Here is a 20,821-nt window from a genome sequence, read left to right on the forward strand (position 1 = left end):
CCGCTCGAAGCGGGTTTCCTCAAGGTTTCACCTATGCAACGCCGTCCACGACTAGGCTCGCCACTGCAGACACTGCTGCCGTACAGCTTCGTGCAAGGACTTTTCCTGCGCGAAAACACTGCGCAGCCACGTCGCATCGTTCATCTGCCCGCGAGCAATCGCCCCGATTTCGGCAAGCGCGTTGCCCGACCCCAGCGCCTCGGCATGCGGCGCGATCAGTTGGAGCGTTTCGAGGATGTCCTCGGAAATCGTCTTGCGTTCGCCCGTTTGCGGATTGATGCAGGTGCCGGCCAGACCGAATCGGCATGCTTCGAAGCGATTGAACGTGTAGACGAGATAGTCGTCTTCCTTGGGCGTGATCGGCTTGTCCAGCAACAGGTGCCGGGCCAGCGTCTGGATGTAGCACGCAATCGCCGCGGCGCGGTCCACCGAAAACGGCGTGTCCATCACGCGAACTTCGATCGTGCCGAAACCCGGCTTCGGCCGGATGTCCCAGTAAAAGTCCTTCATGCTGTTGACCACGCCGGTCTGGACCATCTTCGAGAAGTATTCCTCGAAGCTGTCCCACGTCAGCACGAACGGCGCGCGGCCCGACAACGGAAACGCGAACACGGAATTCAGTCGTGCCGAATGAAAACCGGTGTCGACGCCCTGCACGAACGGCGACGACGCGGACAGCGCGATGAAATGCGGAATGAAGCGCGACATCGAATGCAGCAGATAGAGCGCGCTGTCCGGATTCGGGCAACCGATGTGTACGTGCTGGCCGAACACCGTGAACTGCTTCGCAAGATAGCCGTATAGCTCGGAAATATACTGAAAGCGCGGCGTATCGACGATCTGCCGCTCGCTCCATTGCTGGAATGCGTGCGTGCCGCCGCCGCACAAGCCGACGTTCAGGTGATCGGCCGCCGACACCAGCGTGTCGCGAATCTTGCGCAAGTCGGTGACGGCCTGCTCGTGTGTCGTGCAAATGTCGGTCGACAACTCGATCATGCTTTCGGTGATTTCCGGCGTGATGTTGCCGGGAATCTTTTCGTCCTTGATGAGACGCAGCAGATCCGTACCGGCTTTGGTCAGATCATAATCGTGCGTATTCACGATCTGCATTTCGAGTTCGACCCCGAACGTGAACGGTTTCGAATCGATGAAGGGTTCGAGTGACATAACGTCCCCTGAGTCAGGTCGGCAGGGCAGTTGTCACATGCCCGGCCGTTTTTTGAGTCGGATGAACTGAATGAAGCGTGGCGCACCTGGAGCGAGCGGCGTGCGCTGACCGCCTACTCTTCGCGCCGCTCGGCCACCAGCGCGAGGCTGCGATAGACGAGCCACGGCCCGAGAATCTGCAGCACGAAAATCGAACACATCACGATAGCGCGCAATTGCGGGTCGAAATTCGGATAGAGATTGTAGGTGTCGTCGACCAGCAGATAAGCGAGCGCTGACATCGGCGATAACGACAAACCGAGCGCCATCCCCTGCTTCCAGTTCAGGCCGCTCGGCTTGGCAAACGCCATCACGCCGACCAGTTTCGCGACCAGACGCGCAACAATCAGACCCAGCGCCGCGACTCCGCCGAGCGCAATGTGTTTCCACTCGAACGAAGTCAGCGTCAGCACGAACAGAATCACGGTCAGCAACCAGCCCGCCGTGCCGAAATGCTGCGGCCACAGTTGCGGCCGCGCCTCATGATTTTTCACGATGATACCGGCGGCCAGCAACGCGAGAATGGTCGACAGCTTGAACAGATGCGCGACCGCGATCGCCAGCAGCACGAGGCCGAACAACGCGACAAACGAATGCTCGTCCTGCATGTTCAGACGGCGATAGAAGAACGTGCAGGTGCGCGCGAGCAGATACGCGAGCACGAGCGAGCCGATCAGCAGATAAAGCGGTTGCAGAATGGTCGCGAAAACGTTGCCGTATACCTCTTGATGCAACCAGCTCGACACCAGCTTTTCAATCACCACCGCATACATGCTGTTCAGCGCGGTCAAGGTCAGCAGACGCTGGGTCACCTGCCCTTCCGCGCGCAATTCTGTTTTGAGCTGGATCACCATCGCGGGCGAAGTCGCCATCGCAATCGCGGCGAGCACTGTCGCCACCATCAGCGGCACGTTCAGGAACAGCAACACAGGCAGCACGAACGCGAAAGTTAGCGTGGCTTCGGCCACGCTCGACAGGATCAGCCACGGATTGCGGCGAATCCAGCGCAAATCGAGCCGGCTGCCGAGTTCGAATAACAGTAAACCGAGCGCGACATCGAGCAACGGCCGCGCGGCGTTCGCGGAATCCGCATCGATCACGCCGAAGCCGGCCGCGCCAGCAATCAGACCAATGACCGCATACCCGGAAATGCGTGGCAAACGCCATGCGCGATAGCACAGCTCACCGCATAGACCGGCGGCGAGCAACGCGAGACCAGCCCAAAAGATGGCGTCGGGTGAGAGCGGCCAGGCTGGAAAAAATGAAAACGCCGAATTCATCGTGATGGATTCTCCTTTGCAGCAACCGCAGACGATACGAACCGGCGCAAACGCCGGCGAGCAAGTGGGCGCGTCGGACGCTCACTGTCGCAATCGCTTCGCGTGGTCTGCGTTGCGAGATTTTTGTGATCGGATGATCTGAATGCACCGCAGCCGCGTGGAACCCGGCACATTCGAGGATGCGGCTGTAGCAACTGGGACGGTGAAAGAACGCCGTCGACGTTGAATCAGATTCTGATTGACCGGCGCCGTTCCGTTGCTACGTGCGCTGCCGATGGCGACGCACGACGCGGAAAAGAACGGCGATTGTGCCATAGCTTTTTCAGCCTTGACCGAAAAGACACCATCATGCAGGCAAAACGGTAAAAACGTACGTTATCTTCCGCACGTGAGGAAAAAGCGACCTTTATATCCCAGGATCCGATCGCGGCGAACGAGCAGATTGACCGCTGCACGTGTGCTTTTCGGGACATTGCCGGAAAAGAATTGCGCCGGTTTTGAAGAAGGTTCGGGCTAGCCGATGAGCACGGCGTCAGCCTCGGCCTTGCTGTTTACAGGTTTACTGTATGTATACGTAGTAACAGTTAACAAGGTGCCTCGGTTTCTGTGGATAACTGCTGTTTACCGAAACGAATCATTGGCTTGCCGACGGCATAACCGGATGCACAGCATGTGCGGGAGCGGCGCGTATACGAGGGCAACTTTTGGCGATTTTCGGCGGCGGCAAAGTTACCCCGTTTACGTCCACAACGGTTCCACACGACTTGCGCCGGTTAACCGCGCGGTTATCCACAAGTTTCGGTGGATAACCCCGTCGCCCCGTATACCGGTTAACACCCGCGGTTAACTTACAGTTCCTTGCCGCAATGCGCGCAGCAGGAAACGCGCAGGATCGATGTCTTCCGCCAGATCGCGTTCGAGCGGCCACGGCTCGCCTTCTATTTGCGACGCAATCAGGTCGGCGCCGAGCGTGGCCCACACCAGTCCGCGGGACCCATACGCGAACGCACTGTACAAGCCCTCGCTGCGCGGCAGGTCGAGCGGCCACGCGCCACGCAGGCGCTGCGCGTCGCGCGCTGCCTGGGCTTCGTCGGCGAGTTGGCCGATCATCGGCATGCGGTCGCTCGTGACGCAGCGGAACGCGACGCGTCCAGCGAGTCCCGTCGAGCCCGTCGTATCGACTACGCTTGAAAACGCCGGCAGCATCTGCGCGACGCGCTCGATGTTTTCCAGATGACCGTCCGCGCGAAGCGACGTGTCGGGGTCGTCGAGTTCATAGGTGGCGCCAGCTAGCGTGACGCCGTTTGCAAGCGGCACCGCATAACCGTCACCGATGACCGGCAACGCAAGCGCCGGCGCCGTGCCCGCCGGCAGCAATGTCAACTGGCCACGGATGCTGCGAGTCGGCGCATGCTGCAAGCCCGCGATGCGTGCAGCATCGTGAGCACTCGCGACAATCACGACCGGCGCGCGCGCGACGACCTGGCCTGATGTGTCGAATACGATCCACTGATCGCCGGATCGTGCGAGCCGCCCGACTTCCACGCCGAAGCGGCGCTCGAGCAGGCCGCCCGCCGCGGCAAACTGGGCGGCGCACAGCGAAGCCGGGTCGATCCAGCCGCCCTGTGGAAAGAACCAGCCGCCACGCGCGAGCGGCGTGCCGGCGAGCGTTTGCGCGTCGGCCGCCGAGACGGGCGTCACATAGTCAGACGGATAGCGGAACGCGGCGATCGCGTCGCTGATCGCGCGGGCTTCGTCGTCATCGGCCGCGATTTGCAGCAAGCCCTGCCCGCCGCGCGAAGGCCGATGACCGAGCCGTTCGAGTGCCGCCCAGCGCCTGAGCGCATAGAGAAAACCCGCGCGCGTGACGCGCGAGGCCACACTGTCGTCGCGCGAAATCATCGGATGGAATACGCCGGCCGGATTGCCCGAGGCGTCCTGCGCGACCGACGCATGCCGTTCCAGCGACGTGACGCGCCAACCGCGCGCGGTGAGCCGTTCGATCGCCGCGCAGCCGGCGAGCCCGGCGCCGATCACCACCGCATGCCGTTCTTCGAGCGCGAGCGGCGCGGGCGGCTCATAGCGGCGCACGCGCCAGCGCGGTGCGAAGTGGCCGACCAGCATCGCCCGTTTCCAGCCGAAGCCCTCGACCTTGCGGTATTCGAAACCGCATTGAGTCAACGCGCGTTTGATGTCGCCGGCGCTGCTGTAGGTGGCGAACGTGGCGCCCTCGCCCGCCAGCCGCGCGAGTGCTTTGAAAATCGCTGGGGTCCACAGTTCGGGGTTCCTCGCCGGCGCGAAACCGTCGAGATAGAACGCGTCGGCGCGCAGTCTCAAGGCCGGCAAGCTGTGGACCGCGTCGGCCAGCACCAGCGTGAGAACGACGCGCCCATCTTCGAATTCGAGACGGTGCGTGCCGGGCACGAGCACCGGCCACGCGCTCGCGAGCGTTTCGCCCAGCGCCGCAATCGCCGGATCGGACAGTGTGGCTGCATAGACGCTGCGTAAATCGGCGACGGTAAACGGATGCTTCTCGGTCGAAACGAAATGCAGCCGCTCGCAGCGCGACGGATCGGCGCGCCACTCAGCCCACGTCACCAGAAAGTTAATACCCATGCCGAAGCCGGTTTCGAGCACGGTGAAAGTGCGGCGGTCCCGCCATCGTTCGGGCAGCGCATTGCCGCGCAGAAAAACGTAGCGAGCCTGTTCAAGACCGCCGACGGCGCTGTGATAGATGTCGTCGTAAAGCGGTGAAAACGGCGTGCCGTTGTCGCGAAAGGCGAGCACAGCGGGGATCAGCGGATCGGTCATGCGCGTCGGAAATGGACGCTCGAAAGAGCGGGTCGAACGTTACCGCCAGCGCGCGCAGCTCGCCGGACGGCGAAAAAGACGCGCCTAACGTTGGCAAAAACCAACGCCAAGCCCCGTCCCTACTGGGTTTCAGCCCTCGATTGAGGGTCGCCGGGCAGCAAAATTGCGATTTCCTCGCGATATCGGCCCAGAACCGTCTAAATCTTCGAAACCCTTGTCCTGATTGGGTTTGCGCTGCGCTATCATAGCAAGCGCCGCGAACCGAGCGGCGGCACGGCCGATGGACAGGCGCCTGTCCGGTGCCACAGCTCCGGAGGGGGTCCGGCGCCGCAGCTACTCGACCGCGCGGCCCGCGCACGTATAATCGGCGCGTTCGCGCTGTTCGTATCAACCTAAACTCAGAAAGGAACCTTAATGAACAAACAGGAACTGATCGACGCCGTCGCAGGACAGACGGGCGCCAGCAAGGCTCAAACCGGTGAAACGCTGGACACGTTGCTTGAAGTGATCAAGAAGTCTGTGTCGAAGGGCGATGCGGTCCAGTTGATCGGCTTCGGTAGTTTTGGTTCGGGCAAGCGCGCGGCGCGCACGGGTCGTAACCCGAAGACGGGCGAGACTATCAAGATCCCGGCCGCCAAGACCGTCAAGTTCACGGCAGGCAAGGCGTTCAAGGACGCAGTCAACAAGCGCTAGGCAGACTACTGCCAAGCAGTTGACACCCGCCAACGGCGGGTTTTTTTTCGTCTGCGGGTTTTGCGTATGGATGAGCCGCGACGAGTGTCGCGGCTTCGTCAAGGGGTTGACGGTGCGCTGTCGCTGCTAGTCGTGACGGTGGCCGCCATGGCCTTGACCGTCGTGATCGTGATGGTGGTGGTGATCATGGCCGTGATGGTCGTGATGGTCGTGATCATCGTCGTCGAAGTCCCAAGCGGGGAACGGATCGGTGAGCTGCTGCCATGCCTGCGGCCCCTGCGCGTATTCGTCGTCGCTCAATAGGCACGCGTCGAACTTCGCTTTCCAGACCGCCGGGTCGATACCGACGCCGATCAGCACCAGCTCCTGGCGACGGTCGCCGATGCTCAAATCATCCGGATCGCCGTACCAGTCGTCGGCGATTTCGGCGGCCAACTCGTCGTCGGCATCCGGCCATTCGCTGCGATCCTGGGCAGCCCACCACATCCCCGCCGGACCGTGCCGGCAAGCACCGCCCGCTTGCGACAGCGAACCGGCGATATCGTTGCGCGTGGCGAGCCAGAAGAAGCCCTTGCTGCGCAGCACGCCCTTCCACTCCTGGTGCAACAGCGCCCACAGCCGTTCCGGATGAAACGGCCGGCGTGCCCGGTAAATGAAATTGCCGATGCCGAATTCGTCCGCTTTGCCGTGATGCGCATGGCCGTGCTCGTGCTCATGATTGAGCGCCGCGAGCCAGCCTGGCGCGCTCGACGCCTCGTCGAAATCGAAACGCCCGGTGTTCAGCACTTGCGCGAGCGGTACGTCGCCGAGCCGGCTGACCACTTGCACCGCGCGCGGATTGAGCTGCCCGAGGATGCGTTGCAGGCGCGTGAGTTCGTCGTCGCTGACGAGGTCGGCCTTGTTTACCACCAGGACGTCGCAGAACTCAACCTGCTCGATCAGCAGTTCGACGATGGTGCGGTCGTCTTCGTCGTTCACGGCGATGCCGCGTTCGGCAAGCGCGTCGGCCGAACCGTAGTCGCGCAGGAAGTTGAACGCATCGATCACAGTCACCATCGTATCGAGCCGCGCGACGTCGGACAGTGAGGTCTCTTCATCGTCGACGAAGGTGAAGGTCTCGGCAATTGCCAGCGGCTCGGCGACGCCGCTCGATTCGATGACAATCGCATCGAAACGCCTTGCGCCGGCGAGACGTTTGATCTGGCTCAGTAGGTCATCGCGCAGCGTGCAGCAGATGCAGCCGTTCGACAGTTCGACGACCTGCTCTTCAACAGGCGACAGCTCGGCGGCATCGCGCACGAGAGACGCATCGATGTCGAGGGCGGCCAGGTTGTTGACGATCACTGCCACGCGCAAACCGGCGCGATTCGCGAGGATGTGGTTCAGGAGCGTGGTCTTGCCGGCGCCCAGAAAACCGGAGAGCACGGTGACGGGCAATAGCGGCTGGTTCATCGCGGTACGGAAAAGCAAGAGGTTTGGAAGGCGTGCCGGGCTTGGGTCGCATGACGGCGCGACCTGGTGACGTTCGAGCCAGGCGGCAGCACGAAGCCGCATTGTGCATCAAAACGGGCGGCGCTCACTTGCGAGACCGGATCGGAAGGTCTACGGGCAGCGTGCCTCGAAGCCGGAACGCAACGCAAATGCGCGCGCTAAAACGCCTACGAGTGCGAACCCGCAGATCTTGAAATACGCGTGGAAAGCGGCCAGAAATTCGGCCAATGAGTGAACCCAAAACGGAACAATAGACGAGCTGCAAGCGGCAGGCCAGACACCCTAACTCAAGCCCGCAAAAAAAAGCGCCCCGCTCAGCGCGCGGCCGGCATCAGATTCCACTTGCGCAAAACTGCTACAATCTGCTGCGCATATTTATCGCGCAAGGCCGGCGTTTCAGAATGGTAAGCTCCCACCGCCTGCCATGTGTTGCCGTACTTGTTCATCTGGCGGCGCAGATGCCATGCCGCGATATAGACGTTCTTGCACGGCTCCATCAGCGTGCCTTGCGAGATACCGTACTGGGCGAGCGTAGGCAGATGGATCGAGTTGATCTGCATCACGCCGTAGTCGATCGAACCGTTGGCGTTCTTGTGCGTGGCGTCCGGCCGGTTGTGTGATTCCTGCCATGCAATGGCGCGCAGAATCAATGGGTTGACCTTCTGATACTTGGCCGCCTCGTCGAAGCAATCGGCGCGTGCAGACCCTGCTGCTATCAGCAGAGCAAGTCCCGCGGCGACGGTAACGAAGGCTCGATTCATCGGTCAAGACGACTACGTAAAAACGCAAGAGTAAGGGTTGGTAAGGCGATCATTCGGCCAGATTTCAGCCGTTGACAGCCGCGAGGGCATGCTGGCCGGGCGTTTGTCTGACATCGGGGAAAACCCGCCTCAGCAAACCCTAAACGGTGGCTCGAACGGCTCGTATGATACCGGCAGTCCGACCCGCGTCAAGTTGGCTAACCGACATAAGTCGGCAGAAACCGAAGCGCCGGTCCGGCTGGCTTCGGACACCACTTGAGCTTTCAGTTGAATAACAATTGCGCGGACGATAGAGGAAATCGCATAGACCCGTCTGTTTTGTGACAAATCCGACATGAAAAGCTGTTACTGTTCATTTTTTTCGGACATCGGATGGCTGGTATTCGGGGCCGCATACGCCCGCGAAACTGGCCCGCAGACTGACAGGGCGGCGACTTGCCCCTGTGTCCGCACTGCATGACCGTCGGCAGCAATGGCTGTCGGCATCGATATCACATTCCATGAGAAGAAATTGTATGGCTTTGCGTCGCGTTGCAACGGCGCTGCTGGTGGCTGGGTTGATCACCGCGCAGACAGCACAGGCACAGGTGACACTCAACTTCGTCAACGCCGATATCGACCAGGTCGCCAAGGCGATCGGCGCGGCCACCGGCAAAACGATCATCGTCGACCCGCGTGTGAAGGGACAGTTGAACCTCGTGTCGGAAAATGCGGTGCCCGAGGACCAGGCGCTGAAGACCTTGCAATCGGCTTTGCGCATGCAGGGTTTCGCGCTGGTGCAGGACCACGGAGTGTTGAAGGTCGTGCCGGAAGCCGACGCCAAGCTGCAAGGTGTGCCAACTTATGTCGGCAATGCGCCGGTCGCGCGCGGCGACCAGGTGGTGACGCAAGTATTCGTGCTGAAGAACGAATCGGCGAATAACCTGCTGCCGGTGCTGCGTCCGCTGATCTCGCCGAACAATACCGTGGCGGCCTACCCGGCCAACAATACGATCGTCGTCACCGACTACGCCGATAACGTGCGGCGCATCGCGCAGATCATCGCGGGCGTGGATACGGCGGCGGGCCAGTCGGTCTCCGTCGTGGCGCTGAAGAACGCGAACGCGATCGACATCGCCACGCAGCTGACCAAGATGCTCGACCCCGGCGCGATCGGCAGCACTGACGCGACGCTGAAGGTGTTCATCACCGCCGACCCGCGCACCAACTCGCTGATGATCCGCGCGTCCAACGCAGCCCGTCTCGCTGCTGCGAAGGAACTCGCGAAGCAGCTCGACACGCCGACCACGATGCCCGGCAACATGCACGTCGTCCCGCTGCGCAACGCGGACGCGACGAAGCTTGCGAAGACCTTGCGCGGGATGATGGGCAAAGGCGGCGACACCGGCTCGTCGGGCGCGAGCGAGGCGAATTCGTTCAACCAGAGCGGCGGCAGTCAGTCGGGCGGCAGCTCGACGGGCACGTCCGGTACGCCGCCGCTGCCGTCGGGTGGACTGAGCAGCAGCTCGATGTCGTCGCCGATGGGCGGCGGCAGTGGCTATGGCTCGAGCAGCGGCGCCGCCGGTTCTGGCGATCTGCTCGGCGGCGACAAGGGAAAGAGCGACGACAACCAGCCCGGCGGCATGATCCAGGCGGACGCCGCCACCAACTCGCTGATCATCACGGCGGCCGAGCCGGTGTACCGCAATCTGCGCGCGGTGATCGACCAGCTCGACGCGCGGCGCCCGCAGGTATATATCGAGGCGCTGATTGTCGAGTTGAACTCGAACACGAGTGGCAATCTCGGCATTCAGTGGCAGGTCGCGAACAGTAACTTGTTTGCCGGTACCAACCTGGCGGCCGGTACGGGCAACAGCATTATCAATTTGACCGCGGCGGCTGCCGCTGCGGGCAGCACGGGCGGCCTCGCCACGGCGCTCGGCGCCTCGAATCTCCAGCAAGGCCTGAACGTCGGCTGGATTCACAACATTTTCGGCGTGCAGGGGCTCGGCGCGCTGCTGCAGGCGCTGTCGCAGACCGCCGACGCGAACGTGCTGTCCACGCCTAACCTGATTACGCTCGACAACGAGGAAGCGAAGATCGTCGTCGGTACGAACGTGCCGATCCAGACGGGCTCGTATTCGAACCTGACGAGCGGCACCGCGAGCGCGGCGTTCAACACTTTCGACCGCGTCGACGTGGGTCTGACGCTGCACGTGAAGCCGCAGATCACCGACGGCGGGATTCTCAAGCTGCAGCTCTACACGGAAGACTCGGCGATCGTGAACGGCACGACCAACGCGACGACCAATCCGGCAGGTCCGCAGTTCACCAAGCGCTCGATCCAGTCGACGGTGCTCGCCGACAACGGCGAGATCATCGTGCTGGGCGGCTTGATGCAGGACAACTACCAGGTCAGCAACAGCAAGGTGCCGCTGCTGGGCGACATCCCGTGGCTCGGCCAGCTGTTCCGCTCCGAACAGAAGACGCGCGACAAGACCAACCTGATGGTGTTCCTGCGCCCGGTGATCATCAGCGACCGCGATACGGCGCAGGCCGTCACGTCGAACCGCTACGACTACATCCAGGGCGTGCAGGGCGCGTATCGCTCGGACAACAACGTGATGAGGGACAAGGACGATCCGGTGGTGCCGCCGATGCCGCTCGGCCCGAGCCAGGGTGGTACGCCCGCAATGAACCTGTTCGATCTGAACCAGATGCGCCGTCAGCAGATGGCGCCGCAACAGGTGCCGCAGGCCGTGCCGCAACCGGTGCCTCAACCGGCCCAGCAGCCCGTGTCGCAGATGGCGCCGCAGCCGGCCACCGTCGCTCCGTATCCGGCGAGCGGCGCGGAGCCGACCACGATGTCACCGGGAGCGCGTCCGTGACGCAGGCGCCCGCGCAAACAGCGCATCGCGCTCAGGGCGGCGACGCCGCCGGCGATGAGCGCGCCGCGCCCTCGCCGCTCGCCGCGCGGCTCGTGCCCTACGGTTTTGCCCGCAGCGGCCAGATTCTGGTCGCGCATCAGCACCCGGACAGCCTCGAAGTGTGGATCAGCGAGCGCACCAGCGATGCCGCGCTCGCCGAAGTCGCGCGTAACTTCGGCGCGGTGTCGGTCGTGCGGCTGTCCGCCGACGAACTCGCGCAGGCGATCAACCAGGCGTATGCGCGCCACGACGGCAGCGCCGCGCAAGTGGTCGGCGAAGTGGAAGGCGAAGTCGACCTGTCGCGTCTGATGCAGGACATCCCCGAAGTCGAGGATCTGCTCGAATCCGAAGACGACGCGCCGATCATCCGCATGATCAACGCGCTGCTCACGCAAGCGGCGCGCGAGCAGGCGTCGGATATTCACATCGAACCGTTCGAGAATGCGTCGGTGGTGCGCTTCCGCGTCGACGGCACGCTGCGCGACGTGGTGCGGCCGAAGAAGGCGCTGCACGGCGCGCTGATCTCGCGGATCAAGATCATGGCGCAGCTCGATATCGCTGAAAAGCGTCTGCCGCAGGACGGCCGCATCACGTTGCGCGTCGGCGGCCGTCCGGTCGACGTACGCGTGTCGACGCTGCCGACCGGCCACGGTGAACGCGCGGTGCTGCGTCTGCTGGAGAAAGACGCGTCGCGCCTGAACCTCGAAGCGCTCGGCATGGGGCCGGACACACTCGGCAAATTCGATAAGCTGATCGGCAAGCCGCACGGCATCGTGCTGGTGACCGGCCCGACCGGCTCGGGTAAGACGACCACGCTGTATGCGGCGATGTCGCGGCTCGAAACGGCCACCACCAACATCATGACGGTCGAAGACCCGATCGAATACGACCTTTCGGGCATCGGCCAGACACAGGTCAACGAGCGGATCGGCATGACCTTCGCACGCGCGTTGCGCTCGATTCTGCGGCAGGATCCGGACGTCATCATGATTGGTGAAATCCGCGACCTCGAAACCGCGCAGATCGCGGTGCAGGCGTCGCTGACCGGCCACCTCGTGCTGGCGACGCTGCACACGAACGACGCGGCTTCGGCGGTCACGCGTTTGACCGACATGGGCGTCGAACCGTATCTGCTGGCGTCGTCGTTGCTCGGCGTGCTGGCGCAGCGGCTCGTGCGGCGGCTGTGCACGGTATGCCGCGAAGAGCGCACCGAAGCAGACGGCAGCGTGCGCTGGCATCCGGTCGGCTGCGATCGCTGCGGCCATTCCGGATATGCGGGACGGCGCGGCGTGTACGAACTGCTGCTGATCGACGACACGATCCGCGCGCAGGTCCACCGCAATGCGGCCGACGCGGATATTCTCGCGGCCGGCCGCGAGCAAGGCATGCGCACGTTGCGCGAAGATGCGGACCGTTGGCTCGCGTCCGGGCTGACGTCGCTTGAAGAAGTCATTCGCGTGACGGGCGGAGCATAAGCGCATGCCGGCATTTCGTTTCGAAGCGATCGACGCGTCGGGTAAGGCCCAAAAGGGTGTGCTCGACGCGGACAGCGCGCGCGGCGCGCGCACCAACCTGCGCTCGCAGGGACTCACACCGCTCGTCGTGGAACCGGCCGCGTCGCGCACGCGCGGCGAGCGCAATCAGCGCTTGTCGTTGGGGCGGCGTTTGTCGCAGCGCGAACAGGCGATCCTGACGCGTCAGCTGGCCAGTCTGCTGATTGCCGGCTTGCCGCTCGACGAAGCGCTCGCGGTGCTCACCGAACAGTCGGAGCGCGACTACATCCGCGAGCTGATGGCGTCGATTCGCGCGGAAGTGCTCGGCGGCCACTCGCTCGCCAATGCGCTGACGCAGCATCCGAAAGACTTCCCTGAAATCTACCGCGCGCTGGTGGCCGCCGGCGAACACACCGGCAAGCTCGGTCTGGTGCTGTCGCGGCTCGCCGACTACATCGAACAACGCAACGCGCTGAAGCAGAAGATCGTGCTCGCGTTCACGTACCCGGCCGTCGTGACGCTCATCGCGTTCGGCATTGTCACGTTTCTGTTGAGCTACGTGGTGCCGCAAGTGGTGAACGTGTTCGCCAGCACCAAGCAGCAACTGCCCATCCTCACCGTGATGATGATGGCGCTGTCCGGCTTCGTGCGGAACTGGTGGTGGGCCATGCTGATCGGCGTGTCCGTGCTGGTGTATCTGGTGCGCTCGGTGCTGAAGCAAACCGGTCCGCGCCTCGCGTTCGACCGCTGGCTGCTGACCGCGCCGCTGCTCGGCAAACTCGTGCGCGGCTACAACACCGTGCGCTTTGCCAGCACGCTCGGCATTCTGACGGCGGCGGGCGTGCCGATTCTGCGCGCGCTGCAAGCCGCCGCCGAAACGCTCAGCAACAACGCGATGCGCGAGAACATCGACGACGCGATCGTGCGGGTGCGCGAAGGCACGTCGCTGTCGCGCGCGCTCGGCAATACGAAGACGTTTCCGCCGGTGCTGGTGCACCTGATCCGTTCGGGCGAAGCGACCGGCGACGTGACGACCATGCTCGACCGCGCGGCCGACGGTGAAGCGCGCGAACTGGAGCGCCGCACGATGTTCCTGACGAGCCTGCTGGAGCCACTGCTGATTCTGGCGATGGGGGGCGTGGTGCTGGTGATCGTGCTGGCGGTGATGCTGCCGATCATCGAGTTGAACAACCTCGTGCAGTAACGCGGGGGAACGGGCGGATTGCGCGGTGTGTGCGTGACGGCTGCGACGGCCGCGCAATCGGTTAAGACGGCTAACGCGTTCGAAGCGGTTGAAGCAGCAACGCGCGCGCTGCGCGCGTCGACTTTAGCGGACGTAGATCGTGGGACCGCCCGCGTTAGCGGGCAAGAAGACTTCGGAGTGCGTTCCGTTGCGATCGATGATGATCGAGCGGGCGCGGACTTCGGAGAGTTTGGTGCCTTGCATCAGCGTGCTGCCGAGCGACACCGCATGCGGCGGTTCGCCGCCCACGCTGACGATCGCCGCGGCGCCTTCATGCAGCGCGAGGATGCCGAACAGATGCACGTCCTGGTTGATATTGCGCGTGAGCTGGCCGCCGAACAGCGTCGCCGCCTGGTCGGTCGAGACTTGCGCGTGCGCGGCGGCGGCGGGCAACGGCGCACCGGACATGGTGGTGAGCATGATGACCCAGTAAGTCAGCGTCGCACAGAACACGGCGAACAGTGCGAGCGACAGAAGGCGAATTTGGATGGTGTTCATGCGCATCATTGTACGGACTATTGTGAAAATTGAGTTGTGTTGAAACCCATCAACACCATGACATTAAAATGACCGGCCGGGCGTGTTCAATAGCGGCCTGATAGCTGACCAGCGAATCCCGCCCAGTCGAAAATTCATCTGAAAAGAGGTAGGAACTTATGCAACTGTCGATCACTCGCCGTACTGACATCGCGGGTTCGCGCAGCCGTCGTCAGCGTGGTTTCACGCTGATCGAAATCATGGTCGTGATTGCGATTCTGGGCATTCTGGCCGCGTTGATCGTGCCGAAAATCATGAGCCGCCCGGACGAAGCGCGCCGTGTCGCCGCCAAGCAGGACATCGGCACGGTGATGCAGGCGCTCAAGCTCTACCGTCTCGACAACGGCCGCTATCCGACTCAGGAGCAAGGCCTGCGCGCGCTGATCGAAAAGCCGGCGACCGATCCGGTGCCGAACAACTGGAAGGACGGCGGCTACCTCGAGCGTCTGCCGAACGATCCGTGGGGCAATGCCTACCAGTTTCTGAATCCGGGTGTGCATGGCGAGATCGACGTGTTCAGCTACGGCGCGGACGGCAAGGCGGGCGGCGAAGGCAATGATTCCGATGTCGGCTCGTGGCAATAGACGCCGCTGGGCGTCACGTGGGCAACTTGAGCAACCTCATCGTCATGCGCGTGAGCGCTTCGCTGTTCGCCCTGCTGTCTGATGAAGCGCGCATGTTTATCGATGCATCGTCGTTTGATTTTTAGTTGATCGTTGGTGGCCGGCACTATGCGTATGTCCGCTTGCAAGTCCCGTGTGGACACTCCGTGTACGGCTTCGCCGTCGCGCGCGGGGTGGGCCGGCGCGCGTCGCTCGCGTGAGCCGCGTGGCCCGCGCCGCGCAGTCGGTTTCACGCTGCTCGAAATGATGGTGGTGCTCGTCATCGCGGGCCTGCTGGTGTCGCTGACCGCGCTGACGATGACGCGCAATCCCCGCACCGATCTGAACGAGGAAGCGCAGCGTCTCGCGCTACTGTTCGAATCGGCCGGCGACGAAGCGCAGGTGCGCGCGCGGCCCATCGCATGGCAACCGCTCGAAGGCGGCTTTCGTTTCGACCAGCGTACTGAAGACGGCTGGCGTCCGCTGCGCGACGACCTGCTCGGGCCGCGTCAGTGGGAAGGCGGCGTGACCGGCGTGACGATCAGCTACCCGGGCTCGGATTCGCAACCCAGCCGCGTCGTGTTCGGCACCGAAGCGATCGACGTGCCGGTCCAGGTCACGCTGTTTTCGGCGGCCGGGCGCGCGACGATCGTCGGCACCGGCAATGGCCGCTATGAGGTGCACTGAGATGCGTGGTTGCAGTAGCAGTAGCTCGAGCAGGACGGCGCGCGGCAGTGTCGAGCGTGCGCAGCGCGGCTTCACGATGATCGAAGTGCTGGTGGCGCTGGCGATCATCGCGGTGGCGCTGGCGGCGTCGTTGCGCGCGGTCGGCAGTCTCGCGAGCGGCGAAGCCGATTTGCACCGGCGTTTGCTGGCGGGCTGGAGCGCGGACAACGCGCTCGCGCAATTGCGTCTGACGCATGCGTGGCCGAACGTCGGCGACACGAGCTTCGATTGTTCGCAAGGCAATTTGCAGTTGATCTGCACCGAGCATGTGACGGCGACGCCGAATCCGGTGTTCCGGCGTGTGGAAGTGATGGTGACGATGCCTGGGCGTTCCGGCAATCTCGCCCAGATGGTCACGGTGGTCGCGAATGAAAACAACCGCTCGCTCTGAGCGCCGCCGCCGATCGGGCGCGCGCGGCTTCACGCTGATCGAACTGCTGGTCGCGATCGCGATCATGGCGGTGATCGCCGTGCTGTCGTGGCGCGGGCTCGACCAGATCATCCGCGGCCGCACGACCATCACGAACGCGATGGAAGACGAACGCGTCTTTGCGCAATTGTTCGACCAGATGCGGATCGACGCTCGCCAGGCCGCGTCCGACGACGAATCGGGGCAGGCGGCGATTTCGGTGTCGGGCAGCACGTTGCAGATCGTGCGTCAGATGACCTTGCCGGGCACGGCGCCGCGTCTGCAGGTGGTGCGTTACCAGGTGTCCGATGGACGCGTGACCCGTTACGCGTCGCCGCCACTCGGCAATGCCGGCGATTTGCGGCGCGCGCTGAGCGGCAGCGAAGGCGAAGGATGGTCTGCGGTGCCGTTGATGGGCGGCGTCGGTGCGATCTCCGCGCGGCTTTACGTGCCGAGAGTCGGCTGGACCACGCAGATGAATGACGTGCAGAGCGCGATTACCGAAGCCAACAATAACCTGAAGGTGCCGGGGCTCGGCAATGGGCCGCTGCCGCGCTCGGTGACGGGGCTGGAAGTGAGCGTCGGAGCACGCTCGCTGGCGCGGCCCGTCACGCGCGTTTTTCTGATCGGAGAATGAAATGAGGTTCTCCTGGTTGTCTGTGCGACGGGCTTCATCTTCTTCGCTGGCTGGCGAGGCGCGCATAGGTGCGCATGCGAACACGCCTGCCCCTTGTGCAACTCGCTTCCGCGTGCGCGGCCAACCGGCGCCACGCCGGGCGTCTCACGCACAACAGGAAGGTGCGGCCATCATCAGCGCGCTGCTCGTCGTCGCGCTCTCGGCGATCCTGGTGTCGGGCATGCTGTGGCGCCAGCAGGTCCAGATTCGCCGGATCGAAAACCAGCGGCTGCTCTCGCAGGCGCACTGGGTCGCACGCGGCGCGCTGGACTGGACGCGTCTGATCCTGCGCTCCGAAGGCGATACGTCGGCCGGCATCACATACTTAGGCGGACTGTGGGGCGTGCCGATTGCGAAGACTCGCCTGTCCGATTTCCTCGGCCAGATCGGCGAGGTCAGAGCCGAGCAGGGTGGCGCAACCTACCTGTCCGGGTCGATCGAAGACGCGCAGGCGAAATTCAATCTACGCAATCTGGTGTCGAGCCCCACGCCCGGCGTGATGCAACTGAACCTCGAACAGATCGGCGCGTATCAGCGTCTGCTCGTGTCGCTCGGCGTGAACAGCCAACTCGCGAAAACCACTGCCGTGCAGTTGCGCAAAAGCCTCTTGCAATCGGCGACCCGCTTCCAGACCGTCACGTCCAACACCAGCACCATCAGCAGTGCGCCCTCACCGACCGTCGAGGGTGGCGCCACCGGCAGCAACTTCACCGACAAGCCCGGTCTCGCAGACGACGAAGACAACGGAGCGGGCGTGCCGCTGCAAATGACCAGCGTCGACTCGCTGCTCGACATTCAGGGCTACACGCCGGAGATGGTCGCGCGCTTGCGCCCCTTCGTCACCGTGCTGCCGACCGTTACGGCGGTGAACATGAACACGGCGTCGGCCGAAGTGATCGCGGCGGTCGTGCCGGGCATGAGCCAGTCGGCTGCGCAGGGTTTCGTCGCGAGCCGGAAGACGGTGTTTTTCCACAATGTCGGCGACGTGGAGCTCGCGTTGCGCGGCGCCGGCGTGCAATCAGTCTCGATCGATCCGAGCCAGATGGACGTCAACTCGAGCTACTTTTTGATCCACGGCCGCGTGCAGCACGAACGCGCCGAAGTGGACCGCACGACCCTCGTCTATCGCGACGCGATGACTCACACTACGCGTATCGTGCGGGTACAAGACCAACTATGAACAACGCAATTCCCAGAGAGAGTGGCCTTTGAGCACGCTGATCGTCCTACTGCCGCCGCGTGATCCGGCGGTGCCATCGCAGGAATGGCAACTGCCGGAGCTGCCGTTCGTGCTGCTCGACAAGTCGGGCCGCACCCAGCGCGCCGGCCGCTCCGCGCTCGCACTGCTGCCGCGAGCGTCGACGACCGTGCTGATGGTCGCCGCGCGTGACCTGCTAATGATGCCGACCACGCTGCCGCCGCTGCGCGGTCCGAAGCTGCGTCAGGCGCTGCCCAATATCGTCGAGGATCAGCTGATCCAGGACCCGCAAACCTGCCACATCGCGGTCGATCCGCAACCGCTCGCGGGCGGTCGGCAGTTGCTGGCGATCATCGATCGCGGCTGGTTCCGCTTCGTCTGCGAAGCGTTCACGACGGCCGGTCACCGCAGCCTGCGCGCGGTGCCGGTCACGCGTTGCCTGCCGCAGGCCGCCGCGCCGCGCGATACGCCCGCCGAAGTCGCGGAACTGGTCAACGCGGGCGAACCGGCCACGGCGGGCCCGGCCAGCGTCACGACTGCGCTGCCGGGCGCTGGGCCCGTGGTGGCGCCGGACATCGCCGCCGTGGTGCCGATGGTGGCCGTCGTGCTCGGCGCGGTGGTGCAGACCGCGCCCGCGATGCTGCTGGAAGGCGCAGTCGAAAGCGGCGTGCCGCGCGTCGAACTGGCGATTGCGCGCGGCGTGCAAGGCGAAGGGCTGGCGGTGCCGGCCAATGCGGTGAACGGCACGCTCGGCGCGCTCGCCGGCGCGGCGCCGGTGTCGCTGTACATGCTGACCGAAGCGCCGGGCAACGAGCCGAGCCTCGCCGCGACGAGTCCGGCGCGGCTGGCGGCGCATGTCCACGGCGCGAGTCCGCTGCCGTTCGAGCAGCTCGCGCGGCGCGCGCTGGAATGCCGCTTCGACCTGTGCCAGTTCGAGTTCGCGTCGCAGCCCTGGCGGCTCGACCGCGCGACGATGCGGCGTCTGCGTCTGCCGGTGCTGCTGGCAGTCAGCGCGCTGGTGATCGCGATTGTCGGCGCGAACGTGCAGTGGCTGATGCTCGCGCGCCAACGCGACGCGATCAACAAGGACATGACCCACCTGCTGCTCGACACCTTCCCCAAAACGACGGTCGTGCTCGATGCGCCCGACCAGATGTCGCGCCAGTTGCAGCAGTTGCGGGTGGCGGCGGGCGAACTGTCGCCGGATGATTTCCTGTCGCTTGCCGACGGCCTCGCGCGTTCGCTCGCGCCGGTGCCGGTCAACGGCATCGCCGGGCTCGACTATCACGACCGGCGCCTCGAGGTGACATTCAAACCCGAGACCAAGATCGACCCCGACTTTGCGAAGCGCCTCGCGCGCAACGGACTGAACGGCGCGATCGACAGCAATACCGGCAAGTGGACCATCAGGAACGGACAATGAAAGCTGAACTCGCTCAAACATGGGCCGGCTTCTGGGACCAGCGCACCGAGCGCGAAAAAAACCTGCTGACGTGGGGCGGCGGCGTGCTCGCCGTGGTGGTCGCGTGGTCGGTGCTGTGGGCGCCGGCGCAGGAGGGCCGCGCGCATCTGCGTGAATCGCTGCCCAGCCTGCAACGGCAGCTTGCGCAGATGACCGCGCAGGCGAACGAGGCGCGTTCGCTGTCGGCGGCCGCGCAAGGTGTCGCGCCGACCGGCGGCGCACTGAAGGACGCCCTCACCGCGTCGCTCAACGATCATGGCCTCGCCGCGACGCAGGTGCAGGTGATCGGCAATGCGGTGCAGATCCAGATGAAGAACGCGTCGTTCCCGGCGTGGACGGCCTGGGTCGACGATGCGCGCAAGCAGTTCAAGGTGCAGATCGTCGAAGCACATGTCACCGCGCTCAAGGAAGACGGCCAGGTGGATCTGACCGCGTCGTTGCAGCCATCGACCGTGAAATGAGCGCGTCGTCACGGGGTTTCGCATGAGTTACTGGATGCGGCGCGTGCGCGTCGCGCTGCCCTGGCTGGTGGTCGGGGTGTTGTCCTCCGCGGTGGTGATGCTCGCGATGGCGCCGGCCGCCTGGCTCACGCCGCAGTTCGCGCGGCAAACGGGCGGTCACGTCAATCTCGTCGATCCGGCCGGCTCGCTCTGGCACGGCTCGGCCACGCTGATGCTGGCGGCCGGCTCCGACATGAGCGCGGCGACGCTGCTGCCCGGGCGGATCGAATGGCGCACGGGATTCTGGCCGCTCTTCACCGGCCGCGTGCGCATGATCATGCGGCACAGCGAGGCGATGCCCGATCCGATCACGGTCGACGCCACCCCGCGCAGCGCGACCGTCACGCCAGGCACGCTCGCGGTGCCGGCTTCGCTGCTGAGCGGGCTGGGCGCGCCGTTCAATACGCTCGATCTGCAGGGCAATGTGCAATTGTCCTGGTCGGACTGGCGCAGCTTCAACCGGGAGGCGTTCGGGCAATTGACCGTGACGCTGAACGATGTCAGTTCGCGGGTCTCGCTGGTGAAGCCGCTCGGCTCGTATCGGGTGACGTTCCAGGCGCAGGGCTCGTCGTCCACGCTCGATCTGACGACGCTCAAGGGTCCGCTGCTGCTGAACGGCAGCGGCACCATGTCGAGCGCTTCAACGTCGTTTCATGGCACCGCGAGTGCGACGCCCGAGGCGAGTGACAACCTCGCGGGACTGTTGAATCTGTTGGGCCGGCCGAGCGGGCCGGGCACGGTGACGCTGAACTTCGCGCATTGATGACGCGGTTCCGGATACGTTGACACGATAAAAAAGAGGCATGGCCGCATTTCGCGGCCATGCC

18 protein-coding genes are annotated in these 20,821 nt (G+C 64.1%); 12 read left to right on the plus strand and 6 right to left on the minus strand.

Annotated elements, in window-relative coordinates:
• Positions 1 to 51: 51 nt before the first annotated feature.
• The 3 genes from FVF58_RS11565 to mnmC all read right to left on the minus strand — a co-directional run bounded on the left by FVF58_RS11565 (position 52) and on the right by mnmC (position 5,297).
• Complete coding sequence (locus FVF58_RS11565; RefSeq protein ID WP_149670037.1) at positions 52 to 1,167, minus strand: YbdK family carboxylate-amine ligase; 1,116 nt, start codon at positions 1,165 to 1,167, stop codon at positions 52 to 54.
• 113 nt (positions 1,168 to 1,280) lie between these two features.
• Complete coding sequence (locus tag FVF58_RS11570) at positions 1,281 to 2,486, minus strand: cation:proton antiporter (RefSeq protein ID WP_149670038.1); 1,206 nt, start codon at positions 2,484 to 2,486, stop codon at positions 1,281 to 1,283.
• An 843-nt stretch (positions 2,487 to 3,329) separates the two neighbouring features.
• The gene (gene mnmC / locus FVF58_RS11575; RefSeq protein WP_149670039.1) at positions 3,330 to 5,297 is read right to left on the minus strand and encodes a bifunctional tRNA (5-methylaminomethyl-2-thiouridine)(34)-methyltransferase MnmC2/FAD-dependent 5-carboxymethylaminomethyl-2-thiouridine(34) oxidoreductase MnmC1; all 1,968 of its coding nucleotides are present in this window, start codon (positions 5,295 to 5,297) and stop codon (positions 3,330 to 3,332) included.
• 414 nt (positions 5,298 to 5,711) lie between these two features.
• Between mnmC and FVF58_RS11580 the strand changes: the two genes are divergently transcribed.
• On the plus strand, positions 5,712 to 5,990 hold the full coding sequence (locus tag FVF58_RS11580) for an HU family DNA-binding protein (RefSeq protein ID WP_006050811.1): 279 nt from the start codon (positions 5,712 to 5,714) through the stop codon (positions 5,988 to 5,990).
• Positions 5,991 to 6,116: 126 nt separating this feature from the next.
• On the opposite strand, the gene FVF58_RS11585 is transcribed toward FVF58_RS11580, so the two are convergent.
• On the minus strand, positions 6,117 to 7,442 hold the full coding sequence (locus FVF58_RS11585) for a GTP-binding protein (protein WP_149670040.1): 1,326 nt from the start codon (positions 7,440 to 7,442) through the stop codon (positions 6,117 to 6,119).
• 353 nt (positions 7,443 to 7,795) lie between these two features.
• On the minus strand, positions 7,796 to 8,242 hold the full coding sequence (locus FVF58_RS11590) for a lytic transglycosylase domain-containing protein (RefSeq protein WP_149670041.1): 447 nt from the start codon (positions 8,240 to 8,242) through the stop codon (positions 7,796 to 7,798).
• A 515-nt stretch (positions 8,243 to 8,757) separates the two neighbouring features.
• On the opposite strand from FVF58_RS11590, the gene gspD reads away from it, so the two are divergent.
• The 3 genes from gspD to gspF are packed head-to-tail and all read left to right on the plus strand — an operon-like array spanning position 8,758 to position 13,845.
• Positions 8,758 to 11,109, plus strand: coding sequence for a type II secretion system secretin GspD (gspD, locus tag FVF58_RS11595; RefSeq protein WP_149670042.1), 2,352 nt, complete (start codon positions 8,758 to 8,760; stop codon positions 11,107 to 11,109).
• On the plus strand, positions 11,106 to 12,623 hold the full coding sequence (gspE, locus tag FVF58_RS11600; RefSeq protein WP_149670043.1) for a type II secretion system ATPase GspE: 1,518 nt from the start codon (positions 11,106 to 11,108) through the stop codon (positions 12,621 to 12,623). The genes gspD and gspE overlap by 4 nt, the downstream gene beginning before the upstream one ends.
• Positions 12,624 to 12,627: 4 nt before the next feature.
• Positions 12,628 to 13,845: a type II secretion system inner membrane protein GspF gene (gspF, locus tag FVF58_RS11605; RefSeq protein ID WP_149670044.1), complete on the plus strand. Its 1,218-nt coding sequence runs from the start codon at positions 12,628 to 12,630 to the stop codon at positions 13,843 to 13,845.
• 123 nt (positions 13,846 to 13,968) lie between these two features.
• Here gspF and FVF58_RS11610 read toward each other — a convergent pair whose 3' ends face one another.
• Positions 13,969 to 14,382: a general secretion pathway protein GspC gene (locus FVF58_RS11610; protein ID WP_149670045.1), complete on the minus strand. Its 414-nt coding sequence runs from the start codon at positions 14,380 to 14,382 to the stop codon at positions 13,969 to 13,971.
• Positions 14,383 to 14,540: 158 nt separating this feature from the next.
• Here FVF58_RS11610 and gspG point away from each other — a divergent pair, with 158 nt between their 5' ends.
• The 8 genes from gspG (at position 14,541) to FVF58_RS11650 (ending at position 20,757) form a co-directional block, all read left to right on the plus strand.
• On the plus strand, positions 14,541 to 15,005 hold the full coding sequence (gspG, locus tag FVF58_RS11615) for a type II secretion system major pseudopilin GspG (RefSeq protein WP_149670046.1): 465 nt from the start codon (positions 14,541 to 14,543) through the stop codon (positions 15,003 to 15,005).
• Between the two features lie 147 nt (positions 15,006 to 15,152).
• A complete protein-coding gene (locus FVF58_RS11620) occupies positions 15,153 to 15,710 on the plus strand; it encodes a GspH/FimT family pseudopilin (protein ID WP_149670047.1) in 558 nt (185 codons plus the stop codon).
• A 1-nt stretch (position 15,711) separates the two neighbouring features.
• Positions 15,712 to 16,140 carry a type II secretion system minor pseudopilin GspI gene (gene gspI, locus FVF58_RS11625; RefSeq protein WP_149670048.1) on the plus strand — a complete coding sequence of 143 codons (429 nt, stop codon included), beginning with the start codon at positions 15,712 to 15,714 and terminating at the stop codon, positions 16,138 to 16,140.
• A complete protein-coding gene (locus FVF58_RS11630; protein WP_149670049.1) occupies positions 16,118 to 16,795 on the plus strand; it encodes a PulJ/GspJ family protein in 678 nt (225 codons plus the stop codon). The genes gspI and FVF58_RS11630 overlap by 23 nt, the downstream gene beginning before the upstream one ends.
• A gap of 1 nt (position 16,796) precedes the next feature.
• Positions 16,797 to 18,014 (plus strand): type II secretion system minor pseudopilin GspK, encoded by a 1,218-nt coding sequence (gene gspK, locus FVF58_RS11635; protein WP_149670050.1) that lies wholly within the window; start codon positions 16,797 to 16,799, stop codon positions 18,012 to 18,014.
• A 28-nt stretch (positions 18,015 to 18,042) separates the two neighbouring features.
• Complete coding sequence (gene gspL / locus FVF58_RS11640; RefSeq protein WP_149670051.1) at positions 18,043 to 19,455, plus strand: type II secretion system protein GspL; 1,413 nt, start codon at positions 18,043 to 18,045, stop codon at positions 19,453 to 19,455.
• The gene (locus FVF58_RS11645) at positions 19,452 to 19,955 is read left to right on the plus strand and encodes a type II secretion system protein M (protein ID WP_149670052.1); all 504 of its coding nucleotides are present in this window, start codon (positions 19,452 to 19,454) and stop codon (positions 19,953 to 19,955) included. Before gspL ends, FVF58_RS11645 begins: the two co-directional genes overlap by 4 nt.
• A 22-nt stretch (positions 19,956 to 19,977) precedes the next feature.
• Positions 19,978 to 20,757 (plus strand): type II secretion system protein N, encoded by a 780-nt coding sequence (locus tag FVF58_RS11650; protein WP_149670053.1) that lies wholly within the window; start codon positions 19,978 to 19,980, stop codon positions 20,755 to 20,757.
• Positions 20,758 to 20,821 lie beyond the last annotated feature (64 nt).

It is taken from the genome of Paraburkholderia panacisoli (assembly GCF_008369935.1).
GTDB lineage: Bacteria > Pseudomonadota > Gammaproteobacteria > Burkholderiales > Burkholderiaceae > Paraburkholderia > Paraburkholderia panacisoli.

What these genes read in the sequence shown, in the direction of transcription:
- FVF58_RS11630 (WP_149670049.1), top strand. Translation starts at nt 16,118, where the DNA reads ATGAAAACAACCGCTCGCTCTGAGCGCCGCCGCCGATCGGGCGCGCGC.
- gspD (WP_149670042.1), top strand. Translation starts at nt 8,758, where the DNA reads ATGGCTTTGCGTCGCGTTGCAACGGCGCTGCTGGTGGCTGGGTTGATC.
- FVF58_RS11650 (WP_149670053.1), top strand. Translation starts at nt 19,978, where the DNA reads ATGAGTTACTGGATGCGGCGCGTGCGCGTCGCGCTGCCCTGGCTGGTG.
- gspG (WP_149670046.1), top strand. Translation starts at nt 14,541, where the DNA reads ATGCAACTGTCGATCACTCGCCGTACTGACATCGCGGGTTCGCGCAGC.
- gspK (WP_149670050.1), top strand. Translation starts at nt 16,797, where the DNA reads ATGAGGTTCTCCTGGTTGTCTGTGCGACGGGCTTCATCTTCTTCGCTG.
- FVF58_RS11620 (WP_149670047.1), top strand. Translation starts at nt 15,153, where the DNA reads ATGCGTATGTCCGCTTGCAAGTCCCGTGTGGACACTCCGTGTACGGCT.
- mnmC (WP_149670039.1), bottom strand. Translation starts at nt 5,297, where the DNA reads ATGACCGATCCGCTGATCCCCGCTGTGCTCGCCTTTCGCGACAACGGC.
- FVF58_RS11580 (WP_006050811.1), top strand. Translation starts at nt 5,712, where the DNA reads ATGAACAAACAGGAACTGATCGACGCCGTCGCAGGACAGACGGGCGCC.
- FVF58_RS11570 (WP_149670038.1), bottom strand. Translation starts at nt 2,486, where the DNA reads ATGAATTCGGCGTTTTCATTTTTTCCAGCCTGGCCGCTCTCACCCGAC.
- FVF58_RS11590 (WP_149670041.1), bottom strand. Translation starts at nt 8,242, where the DNA reads ATGAATCGAGCCTTCGTTACCGTCGCCGCGGGACTTGCTCTGCTGATA.
- gspF (WP_149670044.1), top strand. Translation starts at nt 12,628, where the DNA reads ATGCCGGCATTTCGTTTCGAAGCGATCGACGCGTCGGGTAAGGCCCAA.
- FVF58_RS11610 (WP_149670045.1), bottom strand. Translation starts at nt 14,382, where the DNA reads ATGAACACCATCCAAATTCGCCTTCTGTCGCTCGCACTGTTCGCCGTG.
- FVF58_RS11565 (WP_149670037.1), bottom strand. Translation starts at nt 1,167, where the DNA reads ATGTCACTCGAACCCTTCATCGATTCGAAACCGTTCACGTTCGGGGTC.
- FVF58_RS11645 (WP_149670052.1), top strand. Translation starts at nt 19,452, where the DNA reads ATGAAAGCTGAACTCGCTCAAACATGGGCCGGCTTCTGGGACCAGCGC.
- FVF58_RS11585 (WP_149670040.1), bottom strand. Translation starts at nt 7,442, where the DNA reads ATGAACCAGCCGCTATTGCCCGTCACCGTGCTCTCCGGTTTTCTGGGC.
- gspI (WP_149670048.1), top strand. Translation starts at nt 15,712, where the DNA reads ATGCGTGGTTGCAGTAGCAGTAGCTCGAGCAGGACGGCGCGCGGCAGT.